This window comes from Pedobacter suwonensis, assembly GCF_900111825.1.
Lineage (GTDB): Bacteria > Bacteroidota > Bacteroidia > Sphingobacteriales > Sphingobacteriaceae > Pedobacter > Pedobacter suwonensis.
In genome coordinates this window covers 13,633-31,919 of record NZ_FOJM01000015.1, presented here as the reverse complement: position 1 = coordinate 31,919, position 18,287 = coordinate 13,633, and the positions used below count along the sequence as shown (strand labels likewise).

Below are 18,287 nucleotides of genomic sequence, written 5' to 3'. Positions count from 1 at the left end.
GCTTTAGTTTAGCTTTTGGGGTTTTTATTTGTATATGATAAGTTTTAAAAAGTTGCCTTATTGACTTAACCTGTGTCGGGTGTAACGAATGATCCATATGTTTTAAAAACATCCTGACAAATATTTCGATAAGGTCATCAAAACGGTTCCATACGGTTGAAATAGCTTCAGTTTCCAGATTTTGGATCGCTCGCATAGCAGGTACATTAGGGAGATCTTATAAAATCTAAATTTAGTATCGCGTATTCTTTACGGTCAAGCTATTCAGGATGATGGTTTTTAATCTCTAACCTTCCCAAAAACTAAAATCATCCAAATCTTTATTCTTTACCTCTAATCATTTTCTGCAATACGAAGATTCTTTTTTTTAGGTTTTGTGTATAATATATTCATTTTCAGCTATATGTAATTTGTTATTCTCGTTTAAAGCTAAGGATTTGATCTCTACAGCGCTCAACTTTTGAATCAGCAAAAAATTTAAAGAACTGAAAAAATACGCGAATAAAAACGATTTATTAAAATAAATTGTATTATGCTTATATTTCTGTTTGATTTTTTTCAACCCATTAGTTGATGATGATCAAGAGGTTTTTTTATTTTTTTAACAACCTTTGAGAATATCTACCCTAAGTCTTTAACATTAATGCAATGCAAACCTTTTGAAATAAATGTGATTACCATAAACGCGATCACAAAGAAAAAAAAATGTAACGGATATGGATTTTTAATGTCTCAATCGATACGTTTGATTATCAGGTGCTTTTCCGGGCTTTGTTTTATGTTTTTCCTTCTGATACAAGATTGCTATCAAAATGCACACAGTTTGGTGGCTTTAATGATTAATTATTGACCTAAGGTAATGAGATAGCCCTTTTTGGGATGATATGCTTTTACTAGGAATTCCCTGTTATACCCAGTTTCAAAGCGATTAAATGCTTTGGCTAGGTAATGCTTTTTTCTGTAACAGCCGGATAAGGAACAATTAACAAACTTCGATACCTAACAGGGGCAAATGGTTTTCTGTTGGAAAAATTACAAGCAAATGGAAGGCTCTAAGATATTGATTATATTAAAGGACGCCAAGCTCAGGGCGAAGATTTCCGATATATTGGTCACAGGTAAATACCTGGTTGAGTTTACAGATAATGGGAAAAAGGCTATGGAGTTGATCAGAAACCTCCCCATAGATCTGATCATTTGCGGCATGGAGTTAAATGGGATTGATGGGTTTGGTGTACTGCGGATGGTAAACAAGTTTATTGATACGGTGAGCATATCTGTAGTGATGATTGTAAAGGGAGATGATCAGTATGCGATAAGAAGATTGATGGAAATTGGTGCCGATGGCTTTCTTATTGGCGACTTTGACGATGCGGAGTTACTTAACCAGGTGGAGGCAAGGTTGAGAAAAAGACGACTTCAGTATGAGTTTTTTCTCCAACAGCAGTTTCAGCAAAAAAGTCCTACTGGCATGGATAACGGTCTTTTCTGGTTGAATGCCAAGCGACAAACATTAGTACCAAGAATTTTTAAAAAAAAACAGATAATTTTTTATAAAGGCGAACCTTGTACGGGGATTTATTACGTACTCTCAGGAAAAATAAAAACTTTTATAGCAGATTCTTCAGGCCGTGTATTGATTACAGCATTATATTACGCAGGTGATTATTTCGGTTTTCAGGATTTTACTGCCGGATCACGCATGTCAAATACTGCAATGGTTGTTGATGATGCACAGGTGGTGGTTATTCCTTTAGGGATTATTAACGAGTTGATTCAGGAACACCCGGAAGTAACAAATTTTTTGGCTAAAAAATTAGCGAGAATGGTACACGAAAGGGATGAACAGACACTAGAACTCGCTCATGCCACTGTAAGGGAACGGGTATCCAGATCCATTGTTAAATTGGCGAAAAAGGAAAGTAATGTATCTGATAACATCCGGCTTACACTTCCCAGAACCGACCTTGCGAATGTTATTGGAATTGCATCAGAAACCCTTAGCAGAATCCTCGGCGATTTTACAAAAGAAGGTCTTATTGAAAAGGATGGAAACGATATCATTTTAAAAAAAGTTGAACGTTTAAAAAATGTATATAGCTAATGCAGGCAAAAACGCCAGACGGAGCTGGAGTAGCTATTCTGCTGGTTGGTTCTCTATTGTGTTTGCACCGTACCAATTCTCTTTATCTTGCTCATTTGGATACAATTAAAAGGATTGATCCTGGTAATTTCGGCGATTATCCACATAAAGCATAAGAAAGGAGTAGTTCTTTTGGCAGGCGTTCGTACAACCCCGGATAAAATGTTCGAAAACGCGTAATTCTGCAGCCTGCATCAGGTAAACGAAAAATTATATTTCTTTCGCTAACATCGTTCATGGCACAGGGAAGAAGGTGGGAATAGAATAATTCAGCTAACTCGGGATGTGATTTATAGCAGGTTTCAAGGTCTTCATAATCTATTAGAAAAACGATGGCATCCTCTATGGCCTCTAAATTTAGATTTTCGGGCCTGGAACTGTTCTGACCTTGACAAATATAAATGCTACCTTCCTGTCCCAGCCATAAGTTTATCTTGCCAAATTCGTCATCTTGCAAAAAACTGTTAACAAGGCCACTGGATATCATAATAATCTGACCAGCGGTGCTGAAGGTGTTTTTCGGAAAGAGCGTTTCCCCTTTACGTATGTTTAACGCTGTGGTATGCCTAAACAGGCATCTTAGTGCTGCCCGGCTTTTAGTTCGATCGATTAATGGCAGGAACATTTTCAAAAAAAGCTTAATTTCTAATATTTCCATTTCCGTTTCTTTTGATGCTTTGCACAGCACGCTTAGCTTGTTTATGCCCTAAACAGATAAAACTATCAATAACTTTAGAAAGTTATGGAGTGGTTTAGCTATCGCATGCTGTTAACTAATAAAGTCTATGCACTAAATTCTCCTTTACAAACTGCTATTCTATTGATTTTGCTCAAGGCGATACTTGATTCATTTCAATTAAGAGGGAAATATTAAAATTAGTCCTGCCAGTTCATGTTCCATTCAATCTCTATTTTAATCGGATACCAAAAGTATAATGGATGTGTATTGGCCATTTCTCAGGATAAAAGGCCTTGAGGGTGTTCGCTTCAGGGCGTATATATTACGTTTGAGCTGCTATTTTCAACACCTGGGTATCATGTTAAATAAGGGTTTTCCTCATGGGGCTTTATTTTGTAGCCGAACAGGTAATAGGACCTGTTTCTACTTTCAAGATTATCATGAAAATGGGCATAACAAAAAAATCCTTGAGCTGGCTCTGTATCTCTTTATTATGGGTGGGGTGTAGCCAAGGACCACAAAATGCTTCTACAGTACAGTCGCAGGCTTTGGAGACTGATTTTATTACCTTAAAACCTGGCCGTGCAACAGTTAAACAAACGTACCCAGGCAATATAGAAGGGCTCGTGAATGTTGATATCAAAGCACAGGTGAGCGGTTACCTGGAGAAAATATTTGTTAAAGAAGGTGATTATGTACTGAAAGGACAGTTGCTTTTTAAAATCAAGTCAGATGTTTTTCAGGAACAGGTTAGCAACAGCCTGGCCGCCTTGCAGGCTGCAATTGCAGCACAGGTTAACGCTCGGATCGAAGTAGAAAAAATGAAATCACTTGTTGGCGGAAGCGTGGTGTCGCCAATACAATTGAAGACGGCTGAAGCTAACCTGCAGGCAGCTAATGCGCAGGTAGCCCAGGCGAAAGCCACTGTAGGGACATCTAAAATAAACGCTGGTTTTGCACTGATCAAAGCACCCGTAAGCGGCTATATAGGCAGGATTCCGAACCGGGTTGGCAACCTGATCTCAGCAACTGATGCTACTCCACTAACCACTCTTTCAGATATCAGTACAGTATATGTTTATTTCTCGGTTAGTGAGGCAGAATTTATGCGCCTGCATTCCGGAAATCCCGATAGCACTGCCAAAATGAAAATTGGCCTGGTTACAGCCGACGGGCAGGATTATCCCGAAAATGGTAAGCTGCAGATTGCCAGTGGAAACGTTGACCGGATAACCGGAACAGTGAGCATGAAAGCCGTATTCAATAATCCAAAAAGGATTTTGCGTTCTGGAGGCTCGGCCAATGTGGTAATAGAAGAATCTCTATCGAATGTGCTATTAGTTCCTAAAGCAGCTGTTAAAGATATACAGGATAAGTTTTTTGTTTATCGCCTGGCTGATAACAATATGGTGAGATTGATTCCTATTGAAATAAAAGCTGAAAGTGGTGATGACTATATTATCAGATCGGGTGTAAAAAATGGGGAAAAGGTTGCCATCAACCGTATGGATGTGCTTTATGATGGCGTTCAGGTAAAACCAAAGATCAAAACAAAATCTTAAACTTTTTTCATTGAAATTTATGTTACAAAAAATAATAGATAGGCCGGTATTTGCAACCGTTATTTCCATTGTCATCGTGATTTTGGGTGTAATCGGTTTAACACGCTTGTCGCTAACCCGGTTTCCGGACATTTCTCCGCCTACGGTAATGGTTTCAGGTGCCTATCCCGGAGGAAACAGTGAATCTGTTATTCGTTCGGTAGTTACCCCGCTGGAAGAACAGATTAATGGTGTTGAAGACATGCAGTACATCAAATCAACAGCATCAAATGATGGTTCGTTTTCTATATCCATCATTTTTAAGCAGGGTGTAAATGCAGACCAGGCTGCCGTTAACGTGCAGAACCGGGTACAACAGGCCACACCAATCCTTCCGCAGGAAGTGGTCCGTAACGGGCTAACCACTTCCAAGCAGCAGAATAGTATGATCATGATTTTTAATCTGTATACTGACGACAATAAAAAATATGATGAGCTTTTTCTGCAAAACTATGCCAATATCAATTTAATTCCACAGATCAAACGTGTTCCGGGCGTAGGCCAGGCACAGGTATTTGGTACGAAAGATTATTCCATGCGTATTTGGCTCAATCCACGTAAAATGGCTTCGTTGGGACTTGTACCGGCAGATGTTTCTAATGCTATTGCAGACCAAAGCCTTGAGGCTGCCCCGGGAAAACTCGGTGAGGACTCTGATGCTGCCCTTGAATATGTAATTCGTTATAAAGGAAAGAAAAACCTGGTTCAGGACTATGAACGCATGGTGGTTAAACGAAACGGCGGAAGTGTCATCCGTCTGAAGGATGTGGCTAGAGTGGAATTTGGGTCGACCAGTTATTCAGGAGCGAATAAATCGAATAACCGTAATGCAGTAACTATTGCGATTAACCAAACAACCGGATCGAATGCAAATGAAATTGAAAAGGGCGTTGATGTTGAAATTAAAAAGCTGGAAAAAACTTTTCCGCCGGGAATTCATTTCTCCAAGATTTTAAGTACAAAAGAAAAACTTGATCTTTCGATCAGCCAGGTTAAAACTACCTTGATAGAAGCATTTATTCTGGTATTTATTGTTGTTTTCCTGTTTCTTCAGGACATCAGATCAACCATCATCCCTGCTATAGCAGTACCGGTGGCTATTATTGGAACTTTTTTCTTTTTGTTAGTTTTAGGATTTACCATAAATGTGCTTACACTTTTTGCCCTGGTGCTGGCCATTGGAATTGTAGTGGATGATGCCATTGTGGTGGTTGAAGCGGTTCATAGCAAGATGGAAACTTCAGATTTAAGCGGTCGTGCAGCCACAAAAGCTGCAATGAGTGAGATTACCGCGGCCGTAATATCGATAACCCTTGTAATGGCAGCGGTATTTATTCCAATCGGATTTATGTCCGGATCAGCTGGGCTTTTTTACAAGCAGTTTGCCTATACCCTGGCCATCGCTATTGTTATATCAGCTGTTAATGCGCTTACGCTTACGCCTGCTTTGTGTGCAATCCTGTTAAAAAACAATCACCAGGATGGTACAGCTACAGCACACCGTAAGCCGATTGGGCTTAAGGATCGCTTTTTTAACGCCTTTAATGCTGGCTTTAATCATTTAACGAATAGATACATCAGTGGGCTGCGGTTTTTAATTTCAAAAAAATGGATTTCAGCAGGGCTTATCGCATTAACGATTGGGGTGGCGGCCTGGTTGATGATCACCACCCCGAAAAGTTTTGTACCAGAGGAAGATGATGGAATGTTCATGTTTGCGCTATCCATGCCGCCGGGGACAGGACTCAATAGAACTACCCAGGTAACTAAAGAAATTGGAGACAAACTTGCAAAAATCGAAGCTGTGGGAGAAAATACCTCCATTACCGGTTTTAATTTATTGAGTAATGCAGCAGGACCATCCTATGCAATGGGTTTTGTTACCGTAAAACCTATCGGGGAGCGGGGTAAAGTAAAAGATATCAATCAGATCATGAACCAGGTTAACCAGGCCATTACTACTGTTAAGGGCGGAACTGTAATGGCTTTTCGGATGCCGCCTGTAGAGGGTTATGGCGTTACGGGTGGTGCTGAATTTGCCTTGCAGGATCGTATGGGACGTAATCCACAACAGCTTAAACAAAAGGCTGATCAGATTATCTGGGAACTTTCAAAGAAGCCGGGAATAGCCATGGCATATACCACTTTCAGGGCCGATTATCCTCAGCTTGAACTGCAAGTGAACGAAGATAAGGCAAAACAAATGGGGGTTGGTGTCAGTAACCTGTTGGGGGTTGTACAAAATTATTTTTCCGGAGACCAGTCGCTGAACTTCTCCAGGTTTGGTAAATTTTACCGGGTAAATATCAAGGCCGAAGGAATATTCAGAATGGATGCTCATGCTTTTCAGGAAATCTATGTAAAGAGCGAAGACGGACAAATGGTTCCGGCATCTACGCTGGTAACCCTGCACAAAGTATACGGGCCAGAATCGGTAGGGAGGTACAATCTATATAACTCGTTAAATATCAATGTTACCGGGGCGCCTGGTGTAAGCAATGGGGCGGTTATGCAACGGGTTGAAGAAACGCTATCAAAACTGCCTGCTGATTATAGTTATGAGTGGACGGGCTTAAGCCTGGAAGAAAAAGCCAGCGGTAACCAAACAGTTATAATTTTAGGGCTATGCCTGCTATTCGTATTTTTTATTCTTGCTGCAAAATACGAAAGTTATCTATTACCGCTTTCGGTGTTGTTATCCATTCCTACAGGTGTTATAGGCGCTTTTATAGGTGTCAAGGCAGTTGGATTGGACAATAACATTTACGTGCAGATCGGCCTCATCATGCTGGTGGGTTTGCTAGCCAAAAATGCGATCCTGATTGTAGAATTTGCCATTCAGAAACGCCAGGCTGGTTTAACTATTGTAGATGCAGCTATTGAAGGCGCCCGTTCAAGGCTGAGGCCAATCATCATGACCTCTTTTGCCTTTATCGTTGGAATGATTCCGCTCATGACGGCCACCGGGGGGACCGCAGTAGGTAACCGTTCCATCAGTGTAAGCTCTGCTATGGGCATGCTTTCCGGTGTAGTGCTAGGCGTAATTGTTATTCCGTTGCTATTTATAATGTTTCAATATCTGCAGGAAAAAATTTCTGTTCAAAAAATTAAAGTTTAGATAAAATGATTCGGATACAAAATTTGATATTATTGGCGTTTTGCGTCATGTTTTATTCATCTTGTTTGTTGAGGAAGCCTCAGGTTAAGCCCTCCATGCAAATGCCCAAAAGCTATAGGGAATCTTCATCACTTACCGGCGATTCCCTAAGCCTTCCCTGGAAATTTTTTTTCGGTGGTGAAAAACTACAGCATCTGATCTCCATGTCCTTAAAACGAAATAATGATCTGGCGGCAGCCAAACTTACTATAAAGCAGCTGGAGGCCGGATTAAAGGAAGCCAAACAGGCGCTCCTGCCAACCCTTGATCTGAATGTAACGGCGGCCAGAAACTGGATGTCTAAAAACTCATTAAACGGTTCATTGAGCGAGCAGTTTACGAAAACGAGCTATATAGATGATTACAATGCACAGTTCAGGGTATCATGGGAAGCCGATATCTGGGGGAAAGCCGCCCTGCAGCAAGACGGTGCTTATGCAGATTTAATGGCGAATAAGGAAAGTGCCAGGGCTTTGCAAACCAGAATTATTGCCCAGGTAGCCCAGGCATATTATAATTTGCTGTCTCTTGATGAACAATTGAGAATTACGGATCGAAATAAGGTTTTAAGCGACAGTACGTTGAAGATGACGGCTTTGCAGTACAACGCCGGACAGGTAAATTCATTGGCTGTTCAGCAGGCTAAAGCACAATTGAAAACGGCCGAATTACTGGTTCCGCTGGTAAAACAAAACATCGCTATACAGGAAAATGCATTGAGCATATTGTGTGGTGAATTTCCAGCTTCTATTGACAGAGAACAGGACTTTAGTCTGGCTGCACTTAACCAGGGTTTTGGTAGTGCATTGCCGGTAAGGTTGCTAAGCAGAAGGCCGGATGTTAAAGCCGCAGAATGGGTTGTAATGAATGCACAGGCCAAATTAGGGCTGGCAAAAGTGGCCATGTATCCTTCGTTCAGCCTAACACCATCTATTGGCGCCAATTCATTTAAACTGAACTCCTGGTTTAATTTGCCTGGGTCGCTGGCTAAAAACCTGGCAATGAATCTCACCCAGCCGATATTTCAGAAGAGAGCACTTAAAACAGCTTATGAGCGAGCCTCTTTGGAACAGGAAAAGGCTGTACTTCAGTTTAAACAGAGCGTGCTGACTGCCGTGGGAGAGGTGAGCGATGCACTGGAAAAACAGAAACGTGCTGCAGAACGGCTGGTATTGGTTGACGAGAAGGTAGTGGCCCTAAAAAAAGCAACGAAAGATGCTTCGTTACTTTACCAGAACGGGATGGCAACCTACCTGGAAATTATCACGGCGCAAAATAATTTACTGCAGACCGAACTCGAAGGCGCCAATATACGTTTGGAAAAACTTCAGGCTGCTGTTGATTTGTACCGTAGCCTGGGCGGAGGACTGCAATGATATGAATAGCTTTGCTACTGATGCTGGCAAAGCTTATTTTTACACTATGGGAAAAACAAACTATATAAGGGAGAAAATGCCTGTACGCCATGTAATTATAGTAAGTTTAGTCGCGCTGCTGATTCTCACCCTGCTTTCTTATCTGGTAGATCCATACGACCCCTACTGGAAAGAGCATTATATTAGCCCGGGCTGGATTGCTTTTCGCGATACCCTGTACACTTACATATATGTTTTGCTGCTCACGGTGATTAGTTTTTGGGTAGATCGTAAACTCGATCGCTGGTTAACCTGGGAAAAAAAATCGGGCATACGGCTACTTGTCCAGACACTTTTGCAGACCATTATAGCCATTATCTCTGTTCACCTTATGGACCAGGCCTATGTTGCTGTTTTTTTAGAGAAAGAACCTAATTATTCTAGAGAGGAACTCAGGCTTTTCTCGCAATTTCTAACCTCAGCAGTTATTCTTTCTTTATTGATCATGGCGGGTAATATTGGTTATTATTTTCTGACCAACTGGAAGAAAACAGCCACACTGGCGCTTGAACTGGAAGTAAATGCAGCCCAGCATAAACAGGCTGCCAGTGAGGCCGAGCTCGATGCTTTAAGGCTGCAGATCGATCCGCATTTCGTTTTCAACAACCTAAGTGTTCTGGCAGAGCAGATTTTACAGGATCAGCAAAAAGGCTTTGAATATGCAGAAAACTTCGCTAAGGTATACCGCTATTTGCTGGTCAATTCAAAAAAAGATAAAATTTCGGTTGCTGAAGAACTTAGGTTTTTAGAATCATATTTGTTTTTGACCAGGGTTAGGATTGGCTCAGGGATCTCCTTTACCATAGATCTTGCGCACATCAGTAAAGATGCCATGATACCACCTATGTCACTGCAGCTTTTGGTAGAAAATGCCATCAAGCATAACCGTACTGTGAAATCAGATCCTTTGCTGATCGAAATTAAATCGTCAAAAAGCGACGAAATTTTAGTGTGTAATGAACTAAAACCATTGTTGACCCATCTGGATGGAACCGGAATTGGCCTGGGTAATGTCAGGGATCGTTATCGCCTGCTCAATGCGCCTGAAATCATAATAACCAAAACGGACAAGCATTTTACGGTAATTTTACCCTTACTAAAATGATCAATATATTAATTATAGAAGATGAACAGCCTAATGCCGAACGACTCAAAAGGTTGGTGCTGGCCATAAAACCGCAAGCGGTGATTTTGGATGTATTGGATACCGTTGCCGGCAGTGTTGACTGGCTAAAATCAAATCCTGTTCCTGATTTGATCTTGATGGATATCAGGCTTGCCGATGGAATTAGTTTTGAGATTTTTAATCAGGTAGAAGTGAAAAGCCCTATTATTTTTACAACAGCCTACGATGAGTATGCTGTACGGGCGTTCAAGTTTAACAGCGTGGATTATCTGCTTAAACCAATAGAGCAGGAGGAACTTGCTGCAGCGCTTGAAAAAGTCGGTCAACGGGCAGAAAATGTATCTGCAATGATAACCGACCGGTTGCAGGGCGTAATTGATGCACTAGAGAACAAAAAGATCAGAACACGTTTTCTAATCCCTCATAAAGACGGTTATAAAATTCTTGCCGCTAATGATGTCAGCTTTTTTCATTCTGAACATAAAGTTACTTACGCACATTTGTCCAATGGCAAGAACGAAGTTGTACCCCAAAATCTGGAAGAACTGGAAGAGCAATTGGATCCAACATTTTTTTTCAGGCTCAACAGACAGTATATCGTAAACGTAAATGCCATAGACAAGGTCTACAATCATTTCAATTCAAAACTCAAAGTTACTTTTCGTCATTATGCCCTATACGAAGCATTTGTAAGCAGGGAACGGGCACCGCTATTTAAAGCCTGGTTAGATCAATGACAATATTGCAGTAGCCATCTCAAAAGATACAAGTGTTTCATAGATCTTATACTGACGGCCTCTTTCTTGTGCGCTTTTAGAAATCACTAAGTAAAAACAATTTCCACGCATATTAAGGCTTTTATTGCCATCTTCTACTCCAGATACCATCTTAATATTTTTTCTTCATAGAGTTTTTACTTAAAATAATAAAAATATTATATTCGTAAAGCAGTTATCTGTAAGATGCAATAACTGTTCAGAATTATCTAACAATAATTTTGAAGAAACAATCCGGATACGCAACGCTCTCAGATCACAACTCTTTCTCGTTGCAACTGTATTGCACAAGGCCAATTTTCTATTCGCCATAAATGGGCTGATGTTTTTTGTGCCTAAAAATGGATTTAACGACCAAATATAGTTGATATGCAAACAATAATAACCTTAATGCCGGCTTTGGCAAAAAATGCCAGAGACAAATCAAATAATAAGCCAGCTTGTGTAGGCTCATATCACCGTTTTTAACTAAGTCGATTTTTGAAACCATTGCCGATTGATGATAGATTGCTGAGCAATCTTGATTTGACTGGCTAATCATCTTATAAAAACTAAGTGGAGTCCAGAGACCACCAAGCAAACGGGGCGTCATCCGAAAAGCCAGAGGAGTAGGAAAAAATAAGAACTTAAAAAAAATGAGTGACATGAATCTTCAGTTGGGCGTACAGTTCCAATTACTTAAAACCAAATTAGTAGCAGTTTATGAAAAAGCCGGGAACGATTCTTCTTTTCTTTTAATGCCAACAAATTTGGAGGAAGTAGGTAGCGCTACCTTAGGAGAAATGATGCAAGATTTAACAACTGCCTTTAGTGATAGTGTAGATACAGAAAAGATAAAATCTGATCTTCAAGCATTAAGTGCTGATAAGCCTGAATCTCAATTTAAGGTAGATAACTTGAAATTTAGCTTGAAAACCGCTTACATTTATGTAAAAGGAAATGTGAAGGAATATGCTTTTGCCATTGATGTAGATTTTGGAGATGCCGTTCCTGATTTAGGATTCGTAACAATTGAGAAGTTGGCTTTTAAAATCTGGAATACGAAAAAGAATGTCGTATTGAAGCAGCTAAATTTAGATACCATTGAAAATTTAGTTAGTAAGCTCAATGCACCTGAAAAACAACTGGTCAAAGGAGAATAACCTGCGATTTTGGATAGTTTAGATTAAGGGGTAAGTATTTAGCTAAGTTGATTGATTTTCAGTTAAGCAGCGCTGCCAAAGCATAATTTTTGATTTCAAATGAGCAACCAGACCAATATCGCTTTTTCGGCAACCGGGAAGATTTTTGAGTTAGATGCCTCGGTAACCATCATGGTAAATAACAATGAAAAATTGATTTTTGGAGAGCTTGACACCAGTCGCGCTAAAATCAAAGATTTGTTGAATAACAATGAGTTAGGTGTGGATGGGCTGGCTGGCCAATTTACATTGTTTAATAGCTTATCCGGGACCTTTAAAGCACAGGTGCTGAAAGCTGCAGGTATCTGGTCTGTGGTGATTCATTACGATAAAGATGTGGCAGGTGATAAAGCTTCTCTTTATGTCAACGTAATAGTGCTAACCGATGCTAAACAGTTGGCTTTAAGTATAGATACCGGTTTTTTTCGGAATGGAAATGCATTGGAGCAGTTCATTTATGATACAATGACTTTTTTTAGTATAAAAAAAGTAGCGCTAATCGTCAGGAACAAAACCTCCGATGCAATTAACCAGTATTTGAGGCGAACCGCATCAGGTCATTTTCCCGATATGGTCATGTCAGACCGCTTTAGCCAGCAGTTGGTTGCTAACTCATTGTTTGATCTGAAAAATAGTGATAGTGCATTTGGAAAGGGACTTTATCAATTAACAGGTCTGGATCATATTGATCTGATCATAGGAACGGCGTTAAACGCTTCAGCATTTGAAGCAATGCTGATCAGTTCCGATATCAAAAAAGAAGGTTATGAAATTGAAAATTTGTATTTCGGCATTAAACAGCATAATGGATTCTACTTAGCGGCAGGAGGGAAGCTCAATTTTCCATTGAAAGAAGATGTGTTAACCTTTGTTCTTGCCGGAAGCCTGTCCGTTTCTTCCTTTAACCTGTCTGCCTCTTCAAGCTATAAAATACCGATAAACAATAAGATTAGCCTGAGCGATTTAGGTTTGATGATTGGCGTTGGGGCAACTGGTGTTACTTTCGGCATGACTGGTAGGGTAACAACCAATAATATATCCATTTTTGCAGGGTTTATTGTGAGCCAGGCTAATATTGGATTAATTACCGCTGCAATTACCTCTACCAAGGGCAGGACTTCCCTAAAGGATATTATTGTTGATATTGCGGAAGTTGATTTTCCTGGAATAGAGTTCCTCGATGTGGTAGCCTTGGCTGATTTTGAAATCAATAACGCTAAAATGTCCCAATGGACATACCCATCTCATCCGGATAATACCGATAAAGCGGAGATTTTAAAGAACTTCAATTCAAGCCTGCCAACTGAACTCGCCATACCTGCCGTTGAAAATCTTCAGGTTTCTGATTTAGGAGGCAACCACCAATGCATCGTTACCGATACCTCAACCATGCGCCATTACCGGGTTGATACCTCGGGAGCCATATCTCTAAACTGCCAGCTGTTTATATGTACTCAGCCTACCGTAATTGGAAATTACCAGATGAATGTGGGCTTTTTTCTCTGTGGTACCATCGAAATCTTTAATGTAAAGGCAAGAGGACTTTTCCTGATCGAACCTGGTAACGCTATTTTAGCATTGATTGAAATTTCAAAGATTGATATCAAGGGAATATTTGAATTGACGAGGTCCCGAAAAACAATGCCTATGGAACCTGTAAAGGGTGGGCTGGCGAGCGCGCTGATAAAAGCAGATGCTCAAGGCCCGGTATTGTATTTAAATGTTAACAGGGCAACAAAAAAACTCGAATTTTATTTAAGTGCTTATGTCAATATCTTAAATATTTTTCAGTTGGATGCCCTGATTCTCCTTAAAGACAGGATGGTATTTATTGATCTGGAACTGCAATATGTTGGTTTTAAAATCCTTTTTCATTTAGAAGGAAACTATGCCAATTTTTCGAGCAGTGGATTTAATGCGCGTGTGGTGTTTGATACCAGTGGATTTATCAAGCTTTTGGAAGAAGCACAGAATGCAGTGCGGGATGCAGCCAGGACCGTGCAAAATTCTATAGAAAATGCAAACCGAAAATTGACTGAAGCCCAACAGCAGATCTTAAATCTGAATAATACAATAAATGAGTATAACAATTACATCAGAGATTATGGTAATAGAAGAGCAGATGCTTCTTGGTGGCGGGTGGATGAAAAAATTTATTATTCAGCTCAGATTTTATACTATGAAACCCTAAAAGTAGGTGTAAATGTGGCTATCGGAGTAGCGTATGGTGTTTTAGAGATAGCGAAGGCAGCTTTAACGCTTGGCGGTAAAATTGCATCAGGAGCTTTGGAAGCGGTAGCTAATATTTTAGGCGCCATTACCAGGTTATTTTGGATCAAATCTTTTGCATTGGGCATGGAATTTACCCCTGATGCCAAAAAAATAGAAGCTGAACTTGAATTGACCGTTTTTGGAAATGATATCACATTAAAAGGCTCGTTGGATATCGATAAAGCAATGAATGATATGGGTGCTTTGATTACCGGTTTTGTAAAGGATAAACTATCTGCTAAAACGAAAGAAGTGACCTCAAATATCAATAACGGCATTTTCAGAACTTTAAGTTCAGAAACGGATTATCATATGTTAACACCTAAGCTGCAAAGCATTGCCCAAAATAAAAAGGACTATTATGACTTGCTCGAATTTCATGAAATGATAGAAGATTTTCTGGTCGAATCGAATAAGAAATACCTGACCGAGTATGAAAAACAACCCGACGACTGGCAACTAAACATATGCGAAATGGAAGAAGTAAAACTCAAAAATGACGTGATCCAGCGCCAGTGCGTGGAAGCCTTTGACGATGAGTTTGTAAATTCATTGGATGAGGTAATTACATTGGTACGGGAAAACCAGGTGAGAGCCAATATTTCTAATGAAGCGGATCAGCAAATGACCGATCTTCTGAATCTTGTTAGGGATATCAATAATCAGAAAACAGTTGCAAGAAGTTTGAGGAGCGAAAGACGTTCTTTGTTTTCAAGGGTAGAAAATGTTGTTGAAGATAATAACGAGGTTAAAAGATCATTTAAGGCCAGTAGCGATTTTGACATCGATCAGGCCAATGAGAATTATGCAGATGGATTGTCAGAATTGCTGAAAAAAACCTTCCCGGATAATACGAATGAATATAGCGAGGAATTTAAAGAATCTGTTGCCGCAGCCATTTATCAATTTAGAAACCCTCCACAAGTTAACCCGAGAAGATAATGGGCCTTATTAAAACAAATGTCCGTATACTGTTCATACTGGCTGCACTGGTATTTTACGCCGTTACCAGCCATGGCCAAAACCTGGAGCCTAAACGCAGTTTTGTACTGCTGATCTATATGAATGGTTCAGACCTGGAAAGCAAGCATGAATTGGCCAGTGAAGACATTAATGAGATTATCCGTTCCTATAAAAACACCGAGGATAATTTTGCAACGGTGATTTTGCATGGTGGGACTAAAAAGTGGCATTTTTCTAAACAGATCTCCGGCGATAGCCTTACTTATAGTAAGGTGACTAAAGAGGGGTTTGAAAAAGTAAAAGTAACAGCAAACAAAAGTATAGGAGACCCATCAACCCTGGTTGATTTTATTTCTTTTAGTAAAGAGAACTTCCCGGCAGAAAGATATGGGCTGATTTTTTGGAATCACGGAAGAGGCAGTGTGCATGGTTTTGGTTACGATGAATTATTTCCTGAAGATATTTCCCTTTCCCTGCATGAAATGGGAGAGGCTTTCGCAGATTTGAAACGTAGCCAAAATGATTTGGATCTGGATTTTATAGGTTTTGATGCCTGTTTAATGGCAACTATCGAAACCGCCACTGTATTTGCACCTTATGCTGATTATATGATAGCTTCTCAGGAACTTGAACCAGGCAATGGCTGGAATTATGAATATATCATCAACGCCTTATCTGCTCAACCAAACCTAAAAACAGTTGATCTTCTGGAGGGAATTGCAAAATCATATATTGATGCCTATTCGTCTCAACCTTATTTGCAAGCAACCTTATCAGTAATCGCGCTTGATAAAGTAGCTGCTTTAAATGCAAGTGTAGGAAACCTGATCAGTAAAATTTCTGCAAATCTAAATTCAACGTACCCGGCTAAAGAAGCTTTTAAACAGAAATCCAATTACAGGGCCAGGTCCAAATCATTCGGATTACCTTCTTTTTCGTTCGCGGCTGAAGATATGATTGATATTTCTAGCTTTTTTAAAATAGCAGCGAAAAGCACTGACACATTGTTTGGGGATTTTGAGAAAAAGCTGAAAGATGCAGTTGTATGCAATGTTTATTCAAAAAACTTAGATAAAGACGCCATTTCAGGCCTTTCGGTGTATTTTCCCTATTATAATAGAAAAACCGCCAGTCAACTAAAAGATTATCTGCTAACGCCATTCAATATAGAATTTGAAAAATTTATCGAAAATTATGTAGCCGAACTGATTGGAGGAGATGCGGATAGCGTTTTTGTTAAAGATTCCGGAAGAAAGCTAAATGCAGCCATGTTGGTTAATACCAATAAGATTTATTTAAATATCAGAAGGTTAACAGGAGACAGTACGTTGGTGTCGTACGGATTGGATGCTTACGATACTAATGTAGATGACCGCGGATACATCACCCTGTATGGCGGGAATAAAAAATGGGACGCCAGGTGGATCAGTATCAACGATATCAACGTCTGTGCATTTATGGGACTCTCCAACCAATCGGGGATATCATATAATGTGCCTGTACTTTTGAATGGAGAACAAGCAGAGCTGGTAATAAAGTATTTTAATGTTGAAGGAAAGAATCTGGCTAAAGTAACCGGATATCGGGAGATTTCTGCTGAAGGGATTACAGATAAAATTAAGAGCCTGCAGGCGTATGATGAAATTACTTTTCTGGGTCAGAATAGTATCGATGGATCAGTGAGTATCACATTGGGTAAACTGCTTATCGCTGATCCTTTAGCTTTAGACGTCAAACTTTCAACCATGCCAAAAGGAAATTATCAGGTAGGGTTTTGTATGGTCGATTTTTATGGCAATAAACACTATACCAAATTTGAAGATTATATCATTAATTAAAAACCTCGTTACTATAGACCTAAATAGATTGATGATCAGATCATCATACCAACTAACTTTATACTTTTAGTTTAGCATTAATTTTTCAGCACTAGATATCAGAAATAAACATGGAATTAACGACTCAACAGCGCAATGAAAGCCTTTCGGCAGCTACGCATAGCTTACTTTTCGACAATGACTATCTGCACATTAAAAATGCAATTGAACTACTCCATTTGCTGTTTGCGGGCGTAACCGGAGTAAAAGCGGGCAACATTACAGACCAGGATATAAAATTAGCCTTTGGCACTGCTGTTTCAACCATTAAAGCTGCGCATTGCCTTAAAGAATTAGAACGTACCCTTAAATTTATCAGAGGCATTCATCAGGCAGTTAATCATTTATTAGATGCAATGCCCGGGCAAACTATAAATATATTGTATGCCGGTTGCGGCCCTTATGCCACGTTGCTTACACCTTTAACCTCAAAATTTACCTCGGCGCAGATCAACTTCATTTTACTGGACATCAATACAGATTCGTTGGATGCTGCAAAAGTGCTTTACGAGCAATTAGGCCTGTCTGATTACGTAATCGACTATGTTTGCGCTGATGCAACTATTTACACATTTCCTGATGCCATCCGTATTGATATGGTGATTTCTGAAACCATGTTAAATGCGTTGCGTAAGGAACCACAATTGGCCATTATGAACAATTTAATACCACAAATGCGTCCAGAAGCTATATTTATTCCGGAAAAAATTTCTGTTGAGGCTGTATTAACGCGGTGGGAAGAAGAATATCGCTATTTTACAATCCCTGATTATCAACCTAAAAGGATAAAAGCAGGATTGGTATATCTTGCCAGCCGCCAATTTAAGCTTCCGAAGCCTATTATTACACATATACCTGCTTCTGAAACCCATAACCGGCTTGAGTTATTTACGGAAATAACCGTATTCGGCGAAGAAATGCTAACTACCTACAATTGTAGCTTAACCATGCCCTTGGCTGTATGTAAATTAGAAAACCAACATGAGGGTAAAGCCGTGAAATTTGAATACATCATGTCTGATCATCCTGGCTTTACCTATACCATTTAAAGATTGAAATACCGGCAGATATATTTTCTGCCGGTGCTTTTAAAATTAA

11 protein-coding genes are annotated in these 18,287 nt (G+C 39.8%); 10 read left to right on the top strand and 1 reads right to left on the bottom strand.

What is annotated here, in order from left to right; all coding sequences use genetic code 11:
- Nucleotides 1–1,042 precede the first annotated feature (1,042 nt).
- Entirely contained in the window at nucleotides 1,043–2,104 is a 1,062-nt protein-coding gene (locus tag BM107_RS18350; protein WP_159435280.1) for a cyclic nucleotide-binding domain-containing protein, read from the top strand.
- A 136-nt stretch (nucleotides 2,105–2,240) separates the two neighbouring features.
- On the opposite strand, the gene BM107_RS18345 is transcribed toward BM107_RS18350, so the two are convergent.
- On the bottom strand, nucleotides 2,241–2,801 hold the full coding sequence (locus tag BM107_RS18345; protein ID WP_139222309.1) for a cyclic nucleotide-binding domain-containing protein: 561 nt from the start codon (nucleotides 2,799–2,801) through the stop codon (nucleotides 2,241–2,243).
- 401 nt (nucleotides 2,802–3,202) lie between these two features.
- On the opposite strand from BM107_RS18345, the gene BM107_RS18340 reads away from it, so the two are divergent.
- From BM107_RS18340 to BM107_RS18295, 9 genes are all read left to right on the top strand, one after another.
- Nucleotides 3,203–4,384, top strand: coding sequence for an efflux RND transporter periplasmic adaptor subunit (locus BM107_RS18340; RefSeq protein ID WP_208864412.1), 1,182 nt, complete (start codon nucleotides 3,203–3,205; stop codon nucleotides 4,382–4,384).
- A 19-nt stretch (nucleotides 4,385–4,403) separates the two neighbouring features.
- Complete coding sequence (locus tag BM107_RS18335; protein ID WP_090985980.1) at nucleotides 4,404–7,541, top strand: efflux RND transporter permease subunit; 3,138 nt, start codon at nucleotides 4,404–4,406, stop codon at nucleotides 7,539–7,541.
- 5 nt (nucleotides 7,542–7,546) lie between these two features.
- Entirely contained in the window at nucleotides 7,547–8,956 is a 1,410-nt protein-coding gene (locus tag BM107_RS18330) for an efflux transporter outer membrane subunit (RefSeq protein ID WP_090985978.1), read from the top strand.
- 46 nt (nucleotides 8,957–9,002) lie between these two features.
- Complete coding sequence (locus BM107_RS18325) at nucleotides 9,003–10,100, top strand: sensor histidine kinase (RefSeq protein WP_159435279.1); 1,098 nt, start codon at nucleotides 9,003–9,005, stop codon at nucleotides 10,098–10,100.
- On the top strand, nucleotides 10,097–10,858 hold the full coding sequence (locus tag BM107_RS18320; protein ID WP_090985974.1) for a LytR/AlgR family response regulator transcription factor: 762 nt from the start codon (nucleotides 10,097–10,099) through the stop codon (nucleotides 10,856–10,858). The genes BM107_RS18325 and BM107_RS18320 overlap by 4 nt, the downstream gene beginning before the upstream one ends.
- A gap of 674 nt (nucleotides 10,859–11,532) precedes the next feature.
- Entirely contained in the window at nucleotides 11,533–12,039 is a 507-nt protein-coding gene (locus tag BM107_RS18310; protein WP_134204812.1) for a hypothetical protein, read from the top strand.
- A 99-nt stretch (nucleotides 12,040–12,138) separates the two neighbouring features.
- A complete protein-coding gene (locus tag BM107_RS18305; RefSeq protein WP_090985967.1) occupies nucleotides 12,139–15,291 on the top strand; it encodes a hypothetical protein in 3,153 nt (1,050 codons plus the stop codon).
- Nucleotides 15,291–17,150 (top strand): clostripain-related cysteine peptidase, encoded by a 1,860-nt coding sequence (locus tag BM107_RS18300; RefSeq protein ID WP_090985965.1) that lies wholly within the window; start codon nucleotides 15,291–15,293, stop codon nucleotides 17,148–17,150. The genes BM107_RS18305 and BM107_RS18300 overlap by 1 nt, the downstream gene beginning before the upstream one ends.
- Before the next feature lie 110 nt (nucleotides 17,151–17,260).
- Nucleotides 17,261–18,238: a methyltransferase domain-containing protein gene (locus tag BM107_RS18295; protein WP_090985963.1), complete on the top strand. Its 978-nt coding sequence runs from the start codon at nucleotides 17,261–17,263 to the stop codon at nucleotides 18,236–18,238.
- Nucleotides 18,239–18,287: the final 49 nt, after the last annotated feature.

Bases quoted from the DNA above. Each gene is read 5' to 3' on its own strand.
- BM107_RS18345 (WP_139222309.1), bottom strand. From the start codon at position 2,801: ATGGAAATATTAGAAATTAAGCTTTTTTTGAAAATGTTCCTGCCATTA.
- BM107_RS18300 (WP_090985965.1), top strand. From the start codon at position 15,291: ATGGGCCTTATTAAAACAAATGTCCGTATACTGTTCATACTGGCTGCA.
- BM107_RS18335 (WP_090985980.1), top strand. From the start codon at position 4,404: ATGTTACAAAAAATAATAGATAGGCCGGTATTTGCAACCGTTATTTCC.
- BM107_RS18325 (WP_159435279.1), top strand. From the start codon at position 9,003: ATGGGAAAAACAAACTATATAAGGGAGAAAATGCCTGTACGCCATGTA.
- BM107_RS18305 (WP_090985967.1), top strand. From the start codon at position 12,139: ATGAGCAACCAGACCAATATCGCTTTTTCGGCAACCGGGAAGATTTTT.
- BM107_RS18310 (WP_134204812.1), top strand. From the start codon at position 11,533: ATGAGTGACATGAATCTTCAGTTGGGCGTACAGTTCCAATTACTTAAA.
- BM107_RS18320 (WP_090985974.1), top strand. From the start codon at position 10,097: ATGATCAATATATTAATTATAGAAGATGAACAGCCTAATGCCGAACGA.
- BM107_RS18295 (WP_090985963.1), top strand. From the start codon at position 17,261: ATGGAATTAACGACTCAACAGCGCAATGAAAGCCTTTCGGCAGCTACG.
- BM107_RS18350 (WP_159435280.1), top strand. From the start codon at position 1,043: ATGGAAGGCTCTAAGATATTGATTATATTAAAGGACGCCAAGCTCAGG.
- BM107_RS18340 (WP_208864412.1), top strand. From the start codon at position 3,203: ATGGGGCTTTATTTTGTAGCCGAACAGGTAATAGGACCTGTTTCTACT.
- BM107_RS18330 (WP_090985978.1), top strand. From the start codon at position 7,547: ATGATTCGGATACAAAATTTGATATTATTGGCGTTTTGCGTCATGTTT.